Consider the following 16,299-nt stretch of genomic DNA (forward strand, 5'->3'; position numbering starts at 1 on the left):
GGCGCTCTCACTGAGCGTTGTTGGCCTGTTGATGTGGAACTGCACCCGTTTCATCGGGAATGAACGTTCCATCTTCGAGCAACCGTCCATGGACCACTGAGCCATCGGGAGAGGTCTTCCACGCTCGGTCCGGGTGATCGCCATCGAAGTTGACGAGATGCTGCCCCTGAAGGTGTTTCTTCCGGATCTCTTTACTTTCAGATCCCACCAGCCAGATCAGAGCGTCGATCAAATCCTTCGGTTTCTCTTGCGTCTTGCTGTTCATCACGCTTTCCTCCAGTCGAGAACCAGTGACCCATCAACACAAAACGCCTCAGTGACGAACAGCGTTTGCTGAGCTTGCATCGTTTGGCTCATTAATTGATGAAAAGCGTAGCGAGCAGACCCGGCAGTGTCCAGAGGGGGGTCAACCGACAACGTACGTCTCAAACCAGCCGAACCCCGGGAATGCGCTTCAGCGTGGCGGAGCATTGCTCCAACATGTCCAGTTGGTACTGCATGCCTCTGACCATGTTCTTGCCAGTGCGTCGCAATATGACGCCACCGCCGATGATGAGGATGCCCACGAAAACAAGGATGAGCGGAATCCCGATGATGATCATGGCGATGCCGCCCCAATGCATCAGCTTGCCCATCTTGCGGGCCTTCTCGATGTGAGCGACGGTGTCCTGCGACCCGCGCGCCTTCATATCAATTCCAAACGTCGGCTCATTCGGTCTGCCGACCGCGACCAGCACGGTCGCCACATCACCGCTCTGAACATGCTGACCGGATACCAGATGGAAGGAGCAGCCTTCCACGCCCTGGGCTGCCCGCAGCTTGGTCAGTAAATCCGCAAACACCGTGACGTTGCGAACACGCCCAGCATCGCGGAATTCAAGGTAATTGAACTTGGTTGCATCCACATCGCTTGTGGATGTGCCAACTTCCAAGAGCTGGTCGTGTACCACCTGTGGTTGCCAAGGCTTGAGGCTCATTCTTACTCCCGTTCAGATCTCAAATGTACGAATCAGTGTGTGTATCAATGAGTATACATAGCAGAGAGTTCTGGACGTGCCAACGCAGAGCCCGTCCACCCCAGCCAAGAAGAGTCGCGTTGAATTCGATCCGCGCAAAAGCCTGGGCCTGCGTATCAAGGAACTGCGTGTGGAGCATGGCCTCACGCAAGAAGAACTGTCAGATCGCAGTGGACTTTTCCGCACCTACATGAGTCGGATTGAGTCGGGGCAGGCGAATCCGACGCTCACCATGCTTCATCAGATCGCTGGAGCGTTTGCGATCGATGTCAGGGATCTGTTGATCCTTCCCCAAAACCAAAGACCTACCCGTGTTCGGGCGACTGCGACTGTCTCGCGTGGCCGTGTGAACAAGTAGCTCCCGTGTGCTGGCCGAAAAGCTTGGCAGGACTGTTGTCTGAGATGGAGCAGCTGTATGGTTAGAACAGACCGTTGGCGGTCGACCTTGATGTGCTTTCGTCGGCTTGAAAGCTTGCCCCGCTTGCGTCCTCGGGTATCCACGTTGAATTAGTGGTCATGACATACCGCCCTATGGTCCCATCTGCGTTGCGTTTTATCGCATCCGGGCTTCTGGGTGAGCTTTCAAAAGACGAGCGCTTGTCAGCGACGGAGGGGTTCACTGTCTTGGTGCAGGGTGAACAATTGTCTGTTCCATATCGCGTCTACTACGAACCGACAAACCTCCAATCCGTCATCTCTTGCTCGGGAAGCGACGTTCGATTGCTAGCGCTCTGCCTGGGAACCAGGCACTGGAATGGTTACGTGCGTGAGCAATGCCTGAGACAGATTGTGAGCATTGATCGACCATGGGCTGTACCGTTCGTAGTTCAGCTTTTGGGCGAGTATGTGATCGAGATCGTCGAAGTGGCTACAGCGACCCTTTCCCTTGCAGCACCTGAACTGCTGTCTGCGTTCGCTCTGGAAAATCCGCAGTTCATGGCCACGACCGAAAGGCGGGCTATTAGCTACTGGAACTGCTACCACCGTGGGCGCTTTCCAGCTTTGCAGTCCTACCCCGCCCTGCAGGCAATCGATGCAATCCGGTACCAGCAAGAAGGAGTATCTTCCTAACTCCTGATTAGACGACGCGGGACAAGGGTGCGGAACGCCTGTGAAGCCCCGCGATGCCTGTGCTGCATCCGTCTGACCCTCCCATCTTGGCCATCGCTGGGCTCGCGCATCGTCCCGATGATGAAGGGGCCTTAGACACAATAGATCAAGGGCGGATAGACGAGTGTCCACGCCGACCCAAGTACAGCGTGCAGGTATTGGACGAAGCTATACCGCCCGTTCGTGCGTTCCGAACTCTACGGAGTCAGGGCGCCCGGCAGCGGACTGAAACCATTCAATTACAGCCCATCAACCGTCGGCGGAAACGTATTTGTGGTTGCAACGGCAACGCCAAAAAAAGGTTTCTGGGCAGACGTGACGGATTTGCTAAAGGCGTACCCAATGCCTGGGCTTCTTCGTCCCTAAAGGCTTGGTCACGTGAAGAACGGACGGCCACAATTCGTGAGCGGTCCGCACTGTTCCGGCAGGTGTAGTGACTAATCGCGAAGTCCAGACGGCATACCCTGGAATTTGGGTGCTGGCTTACAAAGCTAAATTATTTATATATCCACACGACATGTTTTGACGAAGTCGATATATGCATCATCGCCGCACAAAATAATAAACACAATTAGTAACAAATAATTCAATGACTAGTCTTGCCCATTAAATTGCGATATTTATATGTGGGACTTTACTCTCCCCCTCCGATCGAGCCATCAAATTCGCACTTCTCATAGAGATAAAAAAAAAACGGGGCGAATAGCGCCGGAGGATTGCGATGTATGCGCCCCTAGACGGGCAGCCAGCACCTGTCTAGCATGGATCATTTCGGCAGATCTACCGTGATGGGCAACGTGCTGTGGCAAAGCGATTGCAGGTATCAGACTTTTCAGCGGGTCATTTTGGCGAGGCTCTTTTTGAGCTTCGACAGCGTCAGTGTCTGAGCCAGAGACAGCTTGCAGAGCTTGTGCAAATCTCCCCGTCCCTATTAAGTGAAATCGAAAATACTCGACGCCCGCCGCCCCCAGTCGCCAAAGTACGAGCGATCGGACGAGCTTTAAAGCTTACAGAGGCTGAGCAGCGTTGCCTTATCGCCTATGCAGAACGCGAGAGAGTTCGACTGGGCTTAAGAGTCACGAAAAATACCCCACAGCATGTTGCTGACCTACTGCGTGAAATTGCAGGCCTCGCTCGCGAACTCTCTCCTGACCAAGTACTAATGATCAAAAAAAACCTGATGGAGGAAATCATGAAATAAGAAACGGCAGGACCCCTTTTCAGAAGCCCCGCCGTCCAGGGTGCTCAGACCGAAGTCTTCGCGGTTCGCAACGCTAGATTAACCGATCTGACCCCCGGGTGGTGGATTTGTTCGCGCCTATCAGGCGAACAACTCGGAAGTCAGAATCATGCAAAGACTTGTCTTGTGCGGTGAGGTCCAGACACGACTGTCGACCCCGTCGCTACCTCTACCAGATCCATATGGCGCGCAAAACCCAGATACAGCTGAGTCTCGCCCCCCAGCAGTAGCCAGCAACTTCTGCAGCTGTCCCCAGCACCTGGAGGCAGCTCATGAGAACTGAAAAGAAGTTTTCCCCAAAAGTACTTGCTCGCTTCTTGAAAGAGGGGCGAGGCCTCGGCACGTACTCGGACTACATACCCTGGCACCGTGTCTCACGCTCAGATCCGTCGAGCCGCGGTCGATCCCATCTGCTCTTGTGGCGCGACCGGCAGCGGGAGTTGCTGTCGGATGGCGAATGGACAGGCCTTAACTTTGCTTCGATGCTGCCAAACTTGGTTGACCTCGTGGAGCAGTTCCCAATCAACCAGGAAGATGCTGCGCACGAGTTGAGTCGCTGGCAGATTGGGATTGGAGGACGGGTCTACCCCGGCACCATGACTTTGGCACACCAGATGGGTATCAAACATCCCGTTGTGACCGACATCGCAGAGACAGTCATCTGGACCAGCACAACAGACCTGTTGCTGGTTTTAAGGACGCCCAAGGCAACAAAACTGACCTTGTTGGCAGTTTCCTGCAAGCCATATGACACGCTGACTCCACGCGCCAAAGAGCTACTACTCCTAGAAAAAACGTACTGGCAAGCGCGTGGTGTGGAATGGCTGCTGATCACACCCGAGCAATACGACAAGCGGGTCGGACTGACCTTGAAAAGCGCTTCAGCCTGGGGATTGGCTGAGCCTGCCAGCGCGGCCGAGATCAACATTGCCACCTATGTCGTTCGGTCGATGCCTTTTCATCCCTATTCCGACGTCATCGGTCGACTGACTCAGATTTTCGGTGGATCAGAGCAGCATGTGTACCTGGGACAACGGGCACTTTGGCAGGCCGTTTGGCAAGGCCGACTGCCTCTTGACCTCCGCCGTCATTGGCGCCCTCACTTGCCTCTCACACTGCTGCCGATGACGGATTTCCTCGCGCTCAATCCGATTGCATCAAGGAGGTCGTCATGTCTCTGATGCCCAATCAGGTATTCCGCCTCGCAGGGGACGCTCTCGGTTTGAAAGCCGGACTTTTTCGAATCGTAATTGATGCCCCCGAGATCAATGTCGTCTACTGCTCACAGTTTGCCCCTTCGCACTTTCCTGAAAAAAAAAGAGGCGGGCGCACGCGGCTAGAGAAAACCAAACGGCCGAAAAGGATCGTCAAAACGCCGTTGGTAGGTCAGCTATTGAGCGTGCCTCGGCAGGCCCTCCTTGAGCTCCATGAAGCGCACGAGTTGACGCCTGTAAGCCTGGAGCTCGCATCGACCTACTACCTGCCTCTTACAGATCGAAATACAGCTGAAAAATTCGAGCGGCGATGCAATGTAATGAGTGAGTTCCTCGATCCGGAAAAGCTCAAGGAGGAACTGCTAGTGCACGGCAATCTGGGCCGTATGGTTCGAAACGCGATGATCAAGCACAAGGCTAGTCGAGGCCTTATCTACAACCTTTGGTCATTGCTATGTAGGTTTGGTTTGACCTCAACAAGCCTGCGACCGCGATGGGACCTTTGCGGGGCGAAAGGCAAGCCGCGCGACCTTGGCGAGGATGGGCGCCAGAACAAGGCCGGACGGAAGACGCTGAAGCAAAGGATTAGCAAACAAGCATACGGCTCTTGGGGTGAACCTATTCAGCCCGGAATGAATGCAGACTGGCGCGCCAAGATCATGGTGGCCGACAAGCGCATACCAGTTCCTAAACCATCGATGCGCAGGCGGTACGGAGAAATTATCGCAAGCGGGTTTGTTAAAGCAATGCGCTACGACGATGCTGGGAAAATCGTGGTTGTGGAACTCAAGCACGGTGAGTACCCAAACTACCAGCAGGTCAAACGGATTCTCACTGTCGAGACCACCGCATTAGACAAAATTCTTCAAAAAACTAGCAAAGGCCACTTTAAGCGCGCATTGCGAGGCATGACCAGTTGCAGTTGGCAGGGTTCCCCCGGCCCTGGGCTTATGTACGCCATCGACAGCACCATCGGTGACATCTATCTGAGATCGGCGGTAAACCCTGAGTGGATCGTTGGGCGACCGATTGTCTACATCATTGTCGATGTTTGGTCCACGGCAATCGTCGGTTTCTATGTATGCCTGACTGGGCCCAGTTGGGACACGGCGCAGGTAAGCCTTTTCAACACAACGGCATCGCCAGCGTTGTTGAGCAACCTCTGGGGCTACGAGTTACGCCAGTCATTGTTTCCGGCTCCTACGCTTCCGGCGCGTCTTCTGTGTGATCGCGGCGAATACCTTTCCAGACGTGCCAAGGCGACGGGTATGAAACTGATCAGAGATATGCAGTACACCCCGCCTTTTCGGCCCGACATGAAGGGCATCGTGGAGGTCCTCAATCGCATCGTGAAGAACACTCAGTACAACTTCCTACCTGGGACAATGGACGCTCGACGTGCGGAATACGACCTTCGGCGCTCCAACCCAGCCTCCGCGACGATGAATGTCCGGCAGTACACCCACTACCTGCACGAATCGTTCTTTGTCTACAACCTAACCGCGAATCGCGCAAATCGAATTGATGCTCATATGGCTGCCGCCGGTGTATTCCCCAGCCCAGCAGGACTCTGGAGTTGGGGGCATGCCATGGGCATTGGCTACAGGCGTGCCTCGGCGCAAGCAGAACTGGTGACCCAACTATTGCCAGCTAGTGAAGCTCGTGTCACCCCGCGCGGTATTCGGTTCCGCGGAAACTATTACGAATCTCCACTTGTGGAAGCGGAACATTGGGCCACCATCGCCAGATCCTCTGGAGGGAGGGAAATTCCAGCCCAGTACTACCCGGGATCGGTGTCGACCATTTGGACCCCTAATGTTTCCGGCGATGGCCTTTTAGACCTGAAGATAGCCGACCATGCGAATGCATCACCTGAAATCAACTACGACGACATGGCCGACGCATTCGCCTTTCAACAACTCAAGGCCGCCGACATTGAGCACCAACGCGTGTCTGCCGCGGTACTTGGTTTGAAGCGCATGGATGCCATCCGCCAGCAATCGATTGAACAGACCCGGATAGCTCTTGATCGGGCCAGAGGCCGAGCACCGACGATCACGGAGGCCCGTGCCATGGAAAATGAAATCGCTGCCCAGATGTTGCACTGTGAATACCGCGGCACCCGAAAAGACCGTGCAGTGGTCAGCGAAAACCATCTCAGCATGATGGAAGACATCTTTGCGGCAAAGGATAAGGAGGTGGCAAATGACCTCTAAAAATGCCCCCCCATACGACCCGTACGCTGACAACATCTTGGTCCAAGGGCTTGGTCCAATCCTCTCGCGGCAGGAGGCTGCGAGTTCACTCGTAGCTCTTCCCAAACGACCTCCACAGGATATTGGGACCATTCCGCGTCACCTGCGACTACACATGCTGATGGATGTCCGCAATCTACACATACCGAGCATTGAAGGGCTTCAGCTGTTCGAATCCATCGACATGATGATCAGGCAGAACTACCATCATTTGCACCCCTCATCTGCGAGCACCTGGAGCAAGATCAGCGGTGAACCTGTTCAATTCCAGCTACCGTTGAATGCTCCAGCCTTCGGAGCTGCGGTGGAGGGAGTATCAGGTTCGGGAAAGACTCAAGCGATTAGAAGGTGCCTAGGTAGGTATCCCCAGCAAGTCATCAAGCATCAGTCATTTTTTCGGATGACAAACGGCTTACAACAAGTTGTCTGGCTTTCACTGGATGTCCCCGCCAGCGGTAAAGCAACAGATCTCGCAGCCGCACTGATGACTGCTTGGAGAAAGGTCACCGGTAGCGCCCGGTTTGACAAGACACTGTCGGGAGACTGGCGCAATGGGATGCAGATGCTGGAGGAATGGCGACAAGTGGCATCGACCCATTTTTTGGGCTTGCTGCATCTCGATGAGATCCAAAACTTCTTCAAACTCTCAACACTGGATCGACGAAAACGGCGTAAGGTCGGGGAGGAACCTCCAGAGCTCAGCATTGTGGAAGATCAGTGCATCAAATGGATTCTCACATTGATGAACACGTGGCAAATACCATTGCTGGTATCGGGCACACCCGATGGGATCAGTGCGTTGACCAAACGATTGAGCAACGCCGAACGCATTGTCACCTCGGGGTATCACGCGTTTAAGCACTTTATCGATGTTGAAGACCCGTTTTTTCGACACCAATTCCTGCAGAGGCTGGGGGTGTACCAGTATGTCGCGCGACCAATACCGATTTCGGATGAACTGGCTGTGGTCATCATGGAAAAAACGGCGGGTGTCCAACGGTTGATCATCGCCTTATGGGTGGCCGCCCATCGAGTGGCATTTGAGCGCAAAGAAGACGACTTGCGGCTCGACGATTTCCGCGTCGCAGCGGATACCTATCTCGCTCCTGTGGGAGCGGCGGTCGACGCACTGCGCAGCCAAGATCCCAAGCGGATGGGACGGTACGAAGACCTGGTCACCCGGGACCACAGCTTCTGGGGTCAGTTCTGGGGTCCAGTCAAAAGCGACTGAGAGTCAACAAAGTTAGGTGCAAGGTGGGCCCGTTCACTGAACAGGCTCCACTATCGCTGCAAATTGCACTGACAAAACCTGCTTTGCTTTTCGAGCACGGGGGCGTACGCTGTTTTTGGGATTCATCCTCTTTAAGCATTTAGGCAAATTCGGGCCGCACATCCGAAGCAATCCCTCGAACTTTCGCTCAGACAGCCCAGCAACTTCTGCGCTCGCTGAAAAAGAAAGTCGCCGAAGGTAGAAGGCTCTCAAGCCGACAACACGACCGATCGCCTCAGGATCATCCGCATCGGAAAGAGTTGGAAGGCCCAAGCCGAGAAGCGCTTTCCTCACCGTGTGCGCGGGAAACTCCAATTTCTTCATCACTTCGCTATGCGCGCCGAGAGCCTCGACGTATAGGTCAATCAGGGTACTGTCGTCAGGTAAGTTGTGAACGCGTCGAGAACGGCGTACTCCTCGCTTCTCAGCATCGCTGCAGGCGTTACATAGCGCGTTAATCGCTTCGTCGGCACTCTCGAACAGCACGGTTAAGACCAGCAGATATGCCGTCACGGAAGACGCCGAAGTTCTTAAGTACATCACCCCGTCAATCTGGTGTAGGAACGTGCCTGGCTCCTTCTCCAGAATTCCATGGAACACCGCATCGAGCCAATGATGAGGAAACAAATCACATAGTCGATCGCTGATCAAATCGCCCTTACTCTGCCCAGGATTGGTCTTAAACCCGAGCGACCGGCCAAGGTCATTCAACATGGGAACAACTAACGCGACACTGAAGGGCTTTGGTTGATCGTAAAAAGTGGCCGCCAGATCGAGGAACCTTTGCACATATCCGTTCTGTAATGCCTCCTCTGCCCACACATATGGGATTGATGCACCGCTTCCGACGAACTGAGTTGGCGAGTGCAGGAGTGGATCCCCAGTGGACACGAAAGACAACGGTATCCTGTGCTTCGGACACCATAGCTGCCCTGGGATTTGGTGATCCCGGCGCCAATAGCTGACCCCATGAAAGCGAATGTCAGCAGTCACACAGTCTTTGCAGAAGTACGCTGCGTGGTAGGTCTTCTGCATCGCTGTGAAGTTGAGTGCCGTGCCCTCCCCCTCACTTCCATGGGCAACCTCAGGGTGATATGAGGTGATCCCTCGTCGTAACGGCAAAGTGGTATGCCGCTGTGCAAATTGAACTTCGGACATCCCTGCCATCCGACTCAGTAGTGCATGGACGGTCAGTTCACGTCTGCTCGTTCCTGCATGTCCAAAGTGCTCTGCCATGGCGTCCGTCATTTCCTTTAGATGCTTGTAGCCATTGACTCTCATGATCCGGCCGAGATATCCGCGATCCAGCTCCTCCGGCAATGGCACAGGCTGCACGAGCATGGTCATGAACGCTCTCCTTGAGATCGGGAAACAGGTGTCGAATGTTTCAGGACAGCAAGCGAACGGATGACAGCTGCCAAGGCTTTGGCATCTGACGCAGAACCATCCCAAGTCGCTCGAAGTGCCTCAATCAGTTCGTGGTTGCTGCGCACAGCATCGGCGCTGACCCCGCCCTCGAAGCGCTCAACGAAAAGGCACACCTCTTCAAACAAGCGGGAAGCCCTTATGCCCTCCCCTTTGAGGATACGGCTGACCTGCGATTGACTGGCCCCCACATGGGCAGCGATATCAGCCTGGGCGATTCCATGCGCCGTGCAGATGCGGCGCGCGTTCGCTGCGCGAGCTCTCACTTCTGATTTAATCATGCATTTAGCATATCTCAATACATATTTGCATATCAAGCGTGAAATGTTGGCGAGACTGGACTGTCATCAGCGAAAAAGGTCCTGGGAGGGGAGATGTGCAGTCAAAACCGCCTGGATCGCGTCAAAGGTGCGGGGCAATCGGTGCAGAGAAGCCCGCTTGGCCCGGAGATCAGGTATTTGCTGACACAACTGCCAGAAGTGGATGCGGCGTTCGTCCCGCTCCTCCATAAGGCGCAACGCTGCTTCACGAACCAAGCCGCGTAGTTGCTCGTCTCTGGCCTCCCAATCCACTACCGAGGGCCTCGGACGCAGCGTAGCTGGTAGCAGGTCGGGCTTGTTGGCATCCAGCCAGGCGCGGTCGTTCCGGTAGAGCCACATGTAGGTGCGCGGGTCCAGTTGGCGCATCCATTTGATCCCGAGACTTCCCGAGGACTGCAACAATTGAAGCCACAGTGCTCGCGAATGGGCTCTCGCTTTTGCGCTTCGTGCCGCAGACCAATCTGCATGCAGCTTTGCATCACTGAGCAGCAAGCGGGTGATGCTCCCGACGGAGACCCCGGCTTTAGAGGCCGCTTTTTCCTTGTCAGTCCCTCTGCGTAAGTCTCGGATTGCTTTGGCACGCACATTTGTGGATAGTTTCTGTGGCCGACGTGAAATTGCTATCCCAGCCTTTGCCGCCCAGACGAGCGCTGTTTGCGGATCGACCCCAACCAAGTTCGCCGCCTTGCGCACTGATTGACCCTCCTCCTGAATGAGGCTACATAGGCGGTCTATTCGCGGGTCAACGACTGGCAATGCGGTCAGAACATCGTCCAGGATAGGTGCGCGGTTGTGGGCGTCCTCAGATTTCAATGCGAAGTCAAACCGTTGGGCATCGCCAAACAGCCAATGGATGAGCAACAGGTGCCTGAGGGGGTGGGTGCCGGAACGAGGCGGCCTCAGCAGTCGGCCCAGTTGCGTCGCCATTCCCTCCTCGTCTTCGGCCAGCGAATCGAATTCAGGGATACGCCTGAGCGGCTCGCAGTAGTTGAGGAAGGCAGTCGCGATCTGTCCAGTGCGCAAGCTGGCCGCACCAGCGATCCAATCTCGCGCCTGCAGTTCCTGGCGGTAGACCTCGTGGAGTTTCCCTGGTAGTAATGGTTGATGTTCCTCTGATTGCACAAGGTGTTCAATGAGTTCGGCGAGGCTCAGTAACACGGAGGATGAAACGGTCTCGATGGGCGCCACGCAAGCGGGATTCAATTCGCTGAAGCGTGGCAAAAGCCATTGGAAACGCTCGACCCCATTGGCCTTCAGGGCAGATTGCAGCAGTGGTTGTTTGTGTGTCGTGCACATCCACACACCCGGGAACTGGTGCTTCAAATGCCAATAGGCCCACCCCGTCTCGCGGAGGTCCTGTTCCATGCATTGCGGGCAGGCTTTGAGGGGATGATTGGCGCGAAAGCGACTTGTGAGGATTCCAAGGCGCAGCTTCAAGTGGGCGACACTGGAGCTGGACATACACGCGACGGCATTTTCAGTCTCGTCTTGCTGAGCGAAGGCTGCGTAGAACTTGAGCAGTGTCCGCTCTCTCGATATGGAATCGACTTCGCCAAGCGACCCGTTCGTTCGCGTCGTGAAGGCCCCAAGACTGTTGGGTAAATCATGGTGGGTACCAGCACGTGCGCTGCCGAAGATCAGTTGGCAGGTTTGCGCAGATGTGACGTGCCCCCAAAGCTGGTGATGACGGCTAACAAGACTGAAAAAGGTTTCGTCAGGCAGCCAGGACAGCAGTTGGTATTCGGGAAAGAGCCTGTCCGTTTCTGGCATCTTGGTAGGCTATTCCGAACGAGGGCGCAGCACAAGGCGCCTAGCTTGCGGACATTGCAAGTCGTCGTCGCTATCGATTTGCGCGGGTGGCAGCAATGCAGCGGGTGCTGTCCACCGATATTGATCATCGAATTCACGCTGTGAAGCCCATTCCGGCCGTTGTCGCGTAGAGACGGCCGCCGCGTCCGTAGCCGGCCTTGGTGTTGCCGCCTACATTCACCAGGCGAGCAACTGCCGCCTCTGCTTGGAGCTCAACCGAACGCCGGGTTTTACGCTCGCGACCCACGCATCCTGCCGAGGCTGTTTGAGAACGCTCGATGTTCGACGCACGGGGCTAACCGCAGGCCAGTACCATTGAAGAATGGACTGCCGAATAGTCAGTACGGGTATGGAATACTGTCAAGCCAGTTCTCCAGATTGGCCATGCCAAAGTGCCCCGGATGAGTTGCTTGGTAGGTTGCAGCTTGGGCCGCTGGAACGACACCACGCCCGAACCCACTCGTCGGATTAAAGCCCGATGACGCATTGGCATCTAGCGTAAACCGAGTGAGAGTGACTTCGGGATGGTTCGCGAGGTACGAGCGAAACATCATGATTGCCGGGGCAACGTGGTTGAGCCAATCTTCAACAGGCTGATCGTCAGTTCCAAGGCGAGGATATCTATAGGCTGTGCCGCCAAGATTTTCCCAGCCGAACCTCTCAAACATTGCTCTCAGACGACCATGATCGTTTGCGTTGTAGTCTGTGAGATCAAATGTGAGAACGACAGGCATATAAGAATTTCCTTCGAGCAGCTGTGGCCTGCAATTCTGTGAATGCTCCAACGGCTATCGCCCAAAAATCACTTCAGAAAGTGATCGTATTGAGCCTTAACGCCGCTGGGGACGCTGGCCGGGTCGATGAGGGCCAATGTCTGTTTGAAGCGCTCCCTGCAAGAAGGCAGACTCGCGCAACGACGTCCTAGCGTTGTCTCGGCTGTCGCAGCAAGTCGAATCATCGTTGCGATCTCTCGGGGCGAGAATGACCGAATGATTTGCTCATAGCTTGTCGCCGCAGCCCAAGAAACGCCGTAGCCGTTGCCAACATTGCAGCACACGACCACCTGCACGAACTGTTCTTGGACGGTCTCCGGGACGGCACCTTGGCGCGACAATTCGAGCAGCCTCTCGGCGAAAGCGGGCTCGTTATAGAAGTTGTTCATGCCGTTGTGGGCGTTCCAGAGCCGTTCAATCGCTCTGTGAAACACAGCGTGTTGCTCCGACTCATTCAACAACGTGAGTAGGCCGAGCTTCTCGAAAAACTGAAGAGAAGCCGAATGTCGTGGCTCATCACCTTTGGCGGCGTAGTCGCTGTGTTTGTTGACGAGGTCGTACCGAAGGGCCGCAGTGAAGCTCCCCTTGAGCGCATTGCAGATGTCCAGTCCGTTCAACCGAGACGGCTCCGATGCGTTCGGGTCGCAATAGATCCCGTGGACCATGCCGATGAGCATCTGCCTTTGCGAGTCATGAGTCTCTGAGAGACGCTGCACCCAGATTCCACCTTGGTTCGCGGTAAAGCGCAGTCCTTTGATCGCAGAAATGAAGGCAGAGATTTCCACCCCCTTTGGCGAGGATGCATTTCCAAGGGCGTAGCGTACGCACCGGTTGAGGAATGTCGTGAACTCCCGATCATTTACTGTGCCTAGTGTCGGATGGGCTGCCGAGAAGTTGTTCCTGACGTCACGGCACTGGTCTAGGAAAAAGTGCCCGTCTTCATTCACGAGGTTGAGCTTCAGGCAAAGTTCCAGCAGTCGGCTGTCCTGCAACTCCACGAGGTGCTTCTCTTCGAAGTCCGCCTGAAGAATCTGAGCAACGATGGGGAGCCCGAAGTTGCGAACCTTGGTCCGCAGTTGCAGGATCGCCGCGTTCCAGATGTAGTTCATGGCTCCATCGAAAAGCCCTGTGCTCACGGCAACGCACATGCGGGCAATGAGTTGGTCGCGAAGCGCAGGGGGAATCTCGCGGAGCTCTCGCGGCAAGTCGCGCCACGCGTACTGAATTTCCTCGTCGCTCGCCAATACGGTACGCGGGATGCCGAGCGCTGTGGTGAGTGCTGCTAGAGCCGGCAGCATGGTCTCGGCAAGGGCAGGCAGCTGTGGCTCGGGCGCCCTAGGAACAATGGCTGTCATGTTTCTCTCCCTCATCAGTAATCCAGTTCTGGAGAGAATGTAACCCGTCCCGCAGCCGAGCCGCCGACGACATATAGCCGAGGAGACGCGCACGATCCGGGAGCCGACCGGTTGCGGTCGAACGCTTATCGCGGAAGTGCAACGGTCTATCGAGGCCACCGTATTCGAATGACCGGTACACGCTCAGGCCGTCGTTCACTTTGCCCGTGCCAGTGTCGCCGACCAGCCTCTTGCAGTCATCGGAGCGCTTAGGGGCTGCTCGGACCGCAAGAACTTCTAGAAAAGCCAAAGAAAAAGAGCGCTCAAATTGAGCGCTCTTTTTTATATAGCAACGAACCCAAACAGGGCTGCAGGTTGCTTCGTATTTCGAGGTCGTCTTTCCCCGTCGAGTTCGAGTTTACGACTTTACCGTTACAAATGACCACCCCGCAAACCCACGTAAATGCTGGAGGCTTGTTTACGACTTTATTTGCGTGTTTACGACTTTAATTACCCAGAATAGCAGTGCGGGAGCCGCCACAAGCACTCACTCCACCGTCACGCTCTTGGCCAGATTGCGGGGCTTGTCCACGTCCGTCCCCCTGGCACAAGCCGTGTGGTATGCGAGCAATTGCAGTGGCACCACATGCAGCAGCGGCGACAGCGGGCCGTAATGCTCGGGCATGCGAATCACGTGCAGGCCCTCGCCGCTTTCGATCCGTGTGTCGCCATCGGCCAGCACATACAGCACGCCTCCGCGCGCGCGCACTTCCTGCATGTTGCTCTTGAGCTTTTCCAGCAGCGTGTCGTTGGGCGCGACGGTCACGATCGGCATGGCGCTGGTCACCAGGGCCAGGGGGCCGTGCTTGAGTTCCCCTGCCGGGTAGGCCTCGGCGTGGATGTAGCTGATTTCCTTGAGCTTCAAGGCGCCTTCGAGCGCGATGGGGTAGTGCAGCCCGCGCCCCAGGAAGAGCGCGTTTTCCATGCGCGCGAAGTCCTCGGCCCAGCTGATGATCTGCGGCTCCAGCGCCAGCACGGCCTGCAGCGCGACGGGCAGGTGGCGCATGGCTTTCAGGTGCTCGGCCTCCTGGTCGTCGGTCAGGCGGCCACGCGACTGCGCGATGGCAAGGGTGAGCAGGAACAGCCCTGCCAGCTGGGTCGTGAAGGCCTTGGTCGAGGCCACGCCGATCTCGACGCCCGCACGCGTGATGTAGGCCAGCTTGCATTCGCGCACCATGGCGCTGGTGGACACGTTGCAGATGGTGAGCGTGTGCAGCATGCCCAGGCTTTGCGCGTGGCGCAGCGCGGCCAGCGTGTCGGCCGTTTCCCCCGACTGGCTGATGGTGACGACCAGCGCGCGCGGGTTCGGCACGCTGGTGCGATAGCGGTACTCGCTGGCCACTTCCACCTGGGTGGGAATGCCGGCGATGGACTCCAGCCAGTACTTGGCCGCGCAGCCGCTGTAGTAGCTGGTGCCACAGGCCAGGATGAGCACGGAGTCGATGTCCTTGAACACGCGCCAGGCGGCGGCGCCGGGCTCGCCGTCCGGGCCGGGTGCACCGTCGAACAGCTCGGGCACGATGCCGCGCACGCCCTCCAGCGTGTCGGCAATGGCGCGGGGCTGCTCGAAGATCTCCTTTTGCATGTAGTGTCGGTAGGGGCCCAGCTCGGCGGCGCCGCTGTGCGCCTGCACGGTGCGTACCGGGCGCCGATGGGCCTCCAGCGGCTGCCCGCCCTTGCCCACGATCCAGTAGCGGCCCAGTTGCAGGTCCACCAAGTCGCCCTCTTCCAGGTACACGATCTGGTCGGTCACCCCAGCGAGCGCCATGGCATCGCTGGCCAGGAAATGCTCGCCCTCCCCCACGCCCAGGATGAGCGGCGAGCCGGCGCGTGCGCCCACCACGCGGTGGGGTTCGTCCTTGTGGATGACGGCGATGGCATAGGCGCCATGCAACTGGGTGACGGCGGCCTGAACGGCCTGGAACAGGTCGCCGCTGTAGTGGCTGTCCACCAGGTGGGCGATGACTTCGGTGTCCGTCTGGCTGGTGAAGGTGTAGCCACGTGCCTGCAGGGCGGCGCGCAGCTCTTCATGGTTTTCGATGATGCCGTTGTGCACCAGCGCCACGCGGCCCAGGCGCAGCGGCTCATCCGCCGTGGTATCGCCCGTGCCCGTGCCATGGCTGAAGTGCGGATGGGCGTTGTGCACCGCCGGGGCGCCGTGCGTGGCCCAGCGGGTGTGGGCGATGCCGGTGGCCCCCTCGACCTGCTCGGCGTTCACCTGCTCGAGCAACTCGGCCACGCGGGCCGTGCTGCGGGCGCGGCGCAGGCCGCCCGTGCGGGAGGCGCCCAGGCTGGCATCGTGGATGGCCACGCCGCAGGAGTCGTAGCCGCGGTACTCCAGGCGCTGCAGGCCCTGCACGAGGATGGGGACGATGTTGCGCGTGGATACCGCGCCGACGATGCCGCACATGGACGTTCTCCTGAAAGGAATGTGGATGGGCGATGGTAGGCAGGGCGTCAAGAAATATGTATA

14 protein-coding genes are annotated in these 16,299 nt (G+C 56.8%); 6 read left to right on the forward strand and 8 right to left on the reverse strand.

What is annotated here, in order from left to right; all coding sequences use genetic code 11:
- Positions 1-7: 7 nt before the first annotated feature.
- Entirely contained in the window at positions 8-265 is a 258-nt protein-coding gene (locus AVTE2539_RS21355) for a hypothetical protein (RefSeq protein WP_284413721.1), read from the reverse strand.
- A gap of 160 nt (positions 266-425) precedes the next feature.
- Positions 426-977, reverse strand: a complete 552-nt coding sequence (locus AVTE2539_RS21360) for a hypothetical protein (RefSeq protein ID WP_272565963.1) — start codon at positions 975-977, stop codon at positions 426-428.
- A 76-nt stretch (positions 978-1,053) separates the two neighbouring features.
- Between AVTE2539_RS21360 and AVTE2539_RS21365 the strand changes: the two genes are divergently transcribed.
- From AVTE2539_RS21365 to AVTE2539_RS21385, 6 genes are all read left to right on the forward strand, one after another.
- A complete protein-coding gene (locus tag AVTE2539_RS21365) occupies positions 1,054-1,374 on the forward strand; it encodes a helix-turn-helix domain-containing protein (RefSeq protein ID WP_284413724.1) in 321 nt (106 codons plus the stop codon).
- A gap of 158 nt (positions 1,375-1,532) precedes the next feature.
- The gene (locus AVTE2539_RS21370; RefSeq protein ID WP_284413726.1) at positions 1,533-2,087 is read left to right on the forward strand and encodes a hypothetical protein; all 555 of its coding nucleotides are present in this window, start codon (positions 1,533-1,535) and stop codon (positions 2,085-2,087) included.
- A gap of 841 nt (positions 2,088-2,928) precedes the next feature.
- A complete protein-coding gene (locus AVTE2539_RS26315) occupies positions 2,929-3,327 on the forward strand; it encodes a helix-turn-helix domain-containing protein (RefSeq protein ID WP_349817213.1) in 399 nt (132 codons plus the stop codon).
- A gap of 311 nt (positions 3,328-3,638) precedes the next feature.
- Positions 3,639-4,547: a PDDEXK family nuclease gene (locus tag AVTE2539_RS21375; RefSeq protein ID WP_284413728.1), complete on the forward strand. Its 909-nt coding sequence runs from the start codon at positions 3,639-3,641 to the stop codon at positions 4,545-4,547.
- Complete coding sequence (locus AVTE2539_RS21380; protein ID WP_284413729.1) at positions 4,538-6,796, forward strand: TnsB C-terminal domain-containing protein; 2,259 nt, start codon at positions 4,538-4,540, stop codon at positions 6,794-6,796. The genes AVTE2539_RS21375 and AVTE2539_RS21380 overlap by 10 nt, the downstream gene beginning before the upstream one ends.
- 154 nt (positions 6,797-6,950) lie before the next feature.
- On the forward strand, positions 6,951-8,066 hold the full coding sequence (locus tag AVTE2539_RS21385) for an AAA family ATPase (RefSeq protein WP_284413731.1): 1,116 nt from the start codon (positions 6,951-6,953) through the stop codon (positions 8,064-8,066).
- A 33-nt stretch (positions 8,067-8,099) separates the two neighbouring features.
- Here AVTE2539_RS21385 and AVTE2539_RS21390 read toward each other — a convergent pair whose 3' ends face one another.
- The 6 genes from AVTE2539_RS21390 to glmS form a co-directional block, all read right to left on the reverse strand.
- Complete coding sequence (locus AVTE2539_RS21390) at positions 8,100-9,452, reverse strand: TniQ family protein (protein WP_284413734.1); 1,353 nt, start codon at positions 9,450-9,452, stop codon at positions 8,100-8,102.
- On the reverse strand, positions 9,449-9,811 hold the full coding sequence (locus AVTE2539_RS21395) for a hypothetical protein (protein WP_284413736.1): 363 nt from the start codon (positions 9,809-9,811) through the stop codon (positions 9,449-9,451). The genes AVTE2539_RS21390 and AVTE2539_RS21395 overlap by 4 nt, the downstream gene beginning before the upstream one ends.
- Positions 9,812-9,877: 66 nt before the next feature.
- Entirely contained in the window at positions 9,878-11,620 is a 1,743-nt protein-coding gene (locus tag AVTE2539_RS21400; protein ID WP_284413738.1) for a TnsD family Tn7-like transposition protein, read from the reverse strand.
- Positions 11,621-11,997: 377 nt separating this feature from the next.
- A complete protein-coding gene (locus AVTE2539_RS21405; protein WP_284413740.1) occupies positions 11,998-12,393 on the reverse strand; it encodes a hypothetical protein in 396 nt (131 codons plus the stop codon).
- 68 nt (positions 12,394-12,461) lie between these two features.
- A complete protein-coding gene (locus tag AVTE2539_RS21410) occupies positions 12,462-13,787 on the reverse strand; it encodes a hypothetical protein (protein WP_284413742.1) in 1,326 nt (441 codons plus the stop codon).
- A gap of 526 nt (positions 13,788-14,313) precedes the next feature.
- Positions 14,314-16,236 (reverse strand): glutamine--fructose-6-phosphate transaminase (isomerizing), encoded by a 1,923-nt coding sequence (gene glmS / locus AVTE2539_RS21415; RefSeq protein WP_284413744.1) that lies wholly within the window; start codon positions 16,234-16,236, stop codon positions 14,314-14,316.
- Between the last annotated feature and the right edge of the window lie 63 nt (positions 16,237-16,299).

The organism is Acidovorax sp. SUPP2539 (assembly GCF_030158975.1).
In the GTDB taxonomy this organism is placed as follows: domain Bacteria; phylum Pseudomonadota; class Gammaproteobacteria; order Burkholderiales; family Burkholderiaceae_C; genus Paracidovorax.

Excerpts from the sequence above, each read along its gene's own strand:
- AVTE2539_RS21405 (WP_284413740.1), bottom strand. The coding sequence starts at position 12,393 with ATGCCTGTCGTTCTCACATTTGATCTCACAGACTACAACGCAAACGAT.
- AVTE2539_RS21410 (WP_284413742.1), bottom strand. The coding sequence starts at position 13,787 with ATGACAGCCATTGTTCCTAGGGCGCCCGAGCCACAGCTGCCTGCCCTT.
- AVTE2539_RS21380 (WP_284413729.1), top strand. The coding sequence starts at position 4,538 with ATGTCTCTGATGCCCAATCAGGTATTCCGCCTCGCAGGGGACGCTCTC.
- AVTE2539_RS21385 (WP_284413731.1), top strand. The coding sequence starts at position 6,951 with ATGCTGATGGATGTCCGCAATCTACACATACCGAGCATTGAAGGGCTT.
- AVTE2539_RS21355 (WP_284413721.1), bottom strand. The coding sequence starts at position 265 with ATGAACAGCAAGACGCAAGAGAAACCGAAGGATTTGATCGACGCTCTG.
- AVTE2539_RS21395 (WP_284413736.1), bottom strand. The coding sequence starts at position 9,811 with ATGATTAAATCAGAAGTGAGAGCTCGCGCAGCGAACGCGCGCCGCATC.
- AVTE2539_RS21375 (WP_284413728.1), top strand. The coding sequence starts at position 3,639 with ATGAGAACTGAAAAGAAGTTTTCCCCAAAAGTACTTGCTCGCTTCTTG.
- AVTE2539_RS21370 (WP_284413726.1), top strand. The coding sequence starts at position 1,533 with ATGACATACCGCCCTATGGTCCCATCTGCGTTGCGTTTTATCGCATCC.
- AVTE2539_RS21400 (WP_284413738.1), bottom strand. The coding sequence starts at position 11,620 with ATGCCAGAAACGGACAGGCTCTTTCCCGAATACCAACTGCTGTCCTGG.
- glmS (WP_284413744.1), bottom strand. The coding sequence starts at position 16,236 with ATGTGCGGCATCGTCGGCGCGGTATCCACGCGCAACATCGTCCCCATC.
- AVTE2539_RS21360 (WP_272565963.1), bottom strand. The coding sequence starts at position 977 with ATGAGCCTCAAGCCTTGGCAACCACAGGTGGTACACGACCAGCTCTTG.
- AVTE2539_RS21390 (WP_284413734.1), bottom strand. The coding sequence starts at position 9,452 with ATGACCATGCTCGTGCAGCCTGTGCCATTGCCGGAGGAGCTGGATCGC.